The organism is Pseudoalteromonas sp. Z1A6, from assembly GCF_011378745.1.
GTDB classification, from domain to species: Bacteria; Pseudomonadota; Gammaproteobacteria; order Enterobacterales; family Alteromonadaceae; genus Pseudoalteromonas; species Pseudoalteromonas arctica.
Genome location: NZ_WTKW01000402.1, coordinates 1 through 3,457, shown reverse-complemented (window position 1 = coordinate 3,457; position 3,457 = coordinate 1). Strand labels below are relative to the sequence as shown.

The following is a 3,457-nucleotide window of genomic DNA, read 5'->3' as shown; positions in this document are numbered from 1 at the left end:
ATTAATAAAAAGTTTAACGGTTGAATCTCCACAAGGAACACAAATTTACCTAATGAATAATGAAGGTGAATTTTTATATCATCCAAACTCTCAATTACGCTTCGGTTTTGAATTTAATAAAGCAAAAACATGGACTGAAGAATTTTCCACTGCAAGCACAATGGCAGAGCAAGGCACTTTACCGCTAAGTAATTACCCAATTGCTTACACGTTAAAAAAACGTATTTCGTTTGATGGTGATATTGCGATGTTACCTTTAGAGCTTGGTGTAAGTGTTGATACTAAAACGTTGTTTGCAAAGGTGAACGAAAGGCGTCAAAACTTTATTGCAATGCTAGTGGTATTCTTTAGCGTATTTTTAGTTATTGCCTTTTTATACCAACGTTTTATAAACCGTAAGTTGTTAATTAATTCTCTAAAAGAGCAAAACAATAAAGTAATAGAAAATTCTTTGGATGCTATTTTTACAATTGAGCAAAACGGCGAAATTGTTCACTTTAATAATACAGCTAAAGAGGTTTTCGGTAATTCAATCTCAGGCACTAGCCCTGACTTTGTTTCTTTATTTAACTTAAATGAAGCCGATAATAACTGTATAGAAGAGACTATTTCAAACGGATCAAAAATGCCGTTTGAAGCTATCTACACAGATGGTTATGGCAACAAACAATACTTTTCAATTACACTCAGTAGTATTTTTGATGTCTACAATAACCGTTATCAGGTAGCGGCTATTTTAAGAAATATTAGCTCATTAAAAAATACTCAATCAGAGCTTGAAGGCTTAAACAGTACTTTAGAGCTAAAAGTATCACAAAGGACTGTTGAGCTAGAGCGAGCAATTGATCAAGCATTAGCAGCGAGCCAAGCAAAAAGTGACTTTGTAGCAAATATATCTCACGAAATACGCACACCGATGAATGGCGTTTTGGGTATGCTTGAAATGCTCAAAGAAGATGGCTTAAGTGAACAACAATACCATTACTTAAAATTAGCTAATAGTAGTGCTAACTCTCTGATGAATTTGATTAACGATATTCTCGATTTTTCTAAAATAGAAGCGGGTAAGCTTGATATTGATAATCATACATTTGATGTTGTTACAGTATGTAGCGATATGATTAGCTCTTTAGCGTTACAGGGCCAGCGCAAAGGTCTTGAAGTGTTTTTAGATACAAAAGATGTAGTAGATAGAATGGTTATTGGCGACAGCCATCGACTTAAACAAATTTTAATTAACTTAGTTAATAATGCATTTAAATTTACTCACCGAGGTGAAGTAAGTTTAACTGTCGGCTCTAAGTACATTACCGACTCAAAGTTATTAATGAGCTTTACAATAAAAGACACGGGAATTGGTATAGCGCCAGAGAACATAGACAAACTATTTGAAGTGTTTACACAAGAAGATTCAAGTACAACCCGCCATTTTGGTGGTACAGGCTTAGGCTTATCTATATGTAAAAAACTTGCTCAGTTAATGGGTGGTAATATTACGGTTATAAGTGAAAAGGGTGCTGGTAGTACCTTTACCGCAACAGTTGAGCTACATGTAGCACAAGAGAAAAAATTAAACACAGGTATTGAGCTTGCTACAAGTATTAACGTAGCGGCATTAATAGCGCGCGATAACGTTTATAAAAACGTGTGCGATTTATTGCTACTAACCTGTAAAGTAAATGCAGAAAACATTGTAAGACTCGACTACTTTAGTGAGCATAAAGAGTTTGAAGCTGACTTATTATTGATTGACGATGAGCATCCTCAAATTGATGCGTTAATTGATTACTGTAAGCAGTTTAATAAAAAGTACGTCTTAATTTTACGCGACATGGTGACCGATAAACCGACTAAAATGATATTACCTGAGGGTAGCCACATTCTAAATAAACCGCTTACCCAAGATCAATTTAGCTATAAGTTAGCCAGCTTATTTGGTGCCAGTAATGATTGTATTATAGCGCCACCAAAAGGCTTAACAGAAGAACAAGTAGAGCCTGATTTGTCTGCTTATCATATATTATTAGTAGACGATAATATGATTAATATTGAAGTTGCTAAGGCGATTTTAAAACGCACTAAAGTAAAAATCACCTGTGCATCAGACGGTGTAGAAGCATTAGAAGCATTGAGAGAAAACACAGAGCAAGCTTTTGATGTTATTTTAATGGATTGCCAAATGCCTAATTTAAATGGCTACGATACAACAAGTGAAATCAGAAATAGTAAGGCCGGGGTAGACTACACTTACATACCTATTATTGCTATGACAGCAAGCGCAATGGAAGGTGATAGAGAACGTTGTTTAACTGCAGGCATGAACGACTATATTACTAAACCAATCAAACCAAGAACGCTGAAAGATAAGTTAATCACCTGGCTAAGTTAATCGTTATTAGATGAGAATCAGCTGCTTATGCAGCTGATTTTTTTGGTTTAGCATCCGTTGATATATTTAACCTTGTTATGTCGGCGCTATCGAGTACGGTTTGTGTGTCTGACCAATGTAGTAATTCAATTTTTCCATCTTGCTGCTCTACCAGCGCCGTACAACTCTCAATCCAGTCTCCATCGTTACAATACATAATTCCGTCATCTACTTTTATTTTGGGATGATGAATGTGTCCACAAATAATACCGTCTACGTTTTGCTTTTTAGCTTCATGAATTGCGGCATCTTCGAAGGCTTTAATTGCTTCACGTGCTTTGTGTACGCGAGCTTTTATCCATGATGCAAGCGAGTAGTAATTACCACCAAATAGCTTTCGAATACGATTGGTCCAGCGGTTTAAAAATAATAAAAAGTCGTACCCTGCATCACCTGCGATACTAATAAGTTTGTTATAGCGTGTCGCGGAATCAAAGTCATCACCGTGTACGAGTAAAAAACGTTTATTAGCTTTAGTGGTGTGAATAAATTGCTGGTGGATTTCAATACCAAATAACGTTTGATTTATATAGTTTCTAAACGTTTCGTCATGATTACCGGGAATATAAATGACGCGTGTACCGCTAGCTGCTTTTTTTTGTATAGAGTTTAATACTTGATAATGCGAAGGGTGCCAATAAAACTGACGTTTCATTGACCATAAATCAATAATATCACCCACTAAATAAAGTGTGTCGGATTCTACCGAGTTTAAAAAATCGAGTAAGTAATCTGCTTTACAGTCTTTGTAACCTAAATGAACATCAGATATCCAAATAGCAGGGTAGTGTTGCTTCTTAGTGTTTGCGCCATTACTCATTTTCATTCCCTAAAGTATCGAGTGTAATAGTTAAATAACCTGAACTCTGGTTAAGAGATTTACTAAGGTATTGAATCATGGTGATATTTAAATTTATTTTCTCTAGCCAGAGATTTTCAGTGAAAACAAGGCGAATTTACGCGTCAATAGCGAGCCTATTGCAAGTAAATTCAACGCAGTTAGCGCTGAAAATAGCTGCTCGAGATAGA

At 35.7% G+C, this 3,457-nt stretch carries 2 protein-coding genes; one reads left to right on the top strand and one right to left on the bottom strand.

Features of this window, described 5'->3' with window-relative positions:
• Positions 1–2,389, top strand: a 2,389-nt coding sequence (locus GQR46_RS17765) for an ATP-binding protein (protein ID WP_165741801.1), incomplete at its 5' end; no start/stop codon positions are given.
• A 25-nt stretch (positions 2,390–2,414) separates the two neighbouring features.
• On the opposite strand, the gene GQR46_RS17760 is transcribed toward GQR46_RS17765, so the two are convergent.
• On the bottom strand, positions 2,415–3,248 hold the full coding sequence (locus GQR46_RS17760; protein ID WP_165741799.1) for a UDP-2,3-diacylglucosamine diphosphatase: 834 nt from the start codon (positions 3,246–3,248) through the stop codon (positions 2,415–2,417).
• Positions 3,249–3,457 lie beyond the last annotated feature (209 nt).